Here is a 311-nt window from a genome sequence, read left to right as displayed (position 1 = left end):
GCTGGCGCGCGAGGACGTCCCCGGCGACAAGCGCCTCGTCGCCTACGCGGTGGTCGACGACGGCGCGGCGCTGGATGCGCCCGCGCTGCGCGCGGCACTGGCCGCGACGCTGCCCGAGCACATGGTGCCCGCCCATTACGTGCTGCTCGAGCGCATGCCGCTCACGCCCAACGGCAAGACCGACCGCAAGGCCCTGCCCGCGCCCGACCTGAAACGCGGCGACGCCGGCTACGTGGCCCCGGCCGGTGCCACCGCGCAGGCGCTGGCCGCCATCTGGGCCGGCACGCTGGCCCTGGACCGCGTCGGCGCCG

At 77.5% G+C, this 311-nt stretch carries 1 protein-coding gene; it reads left to right on the top strand.

What is annotated here, in order from left to right; genetic code table 11:
- Nucleotides 1-311 (top strand): hypothetical protein (locus ASC93_RS31020; protein ID WP_200958382.1); only part of this gene is annotated, 311 nt, incomplete at both ends.

The organism is Massilia sp. Root335 (genome assembly GCF_001425685.1).
Lineage (GTDB): Bacteria > Pseudomonadota > Gammaproteobacteria > Burkholderiales > Burkholderiaceae_D > Telluria > Telluria luteola.
Note: the sequence above shows the minus strand (reverse complement) of the source record. Positions and strands in the feature narration are given on the sequence as shown.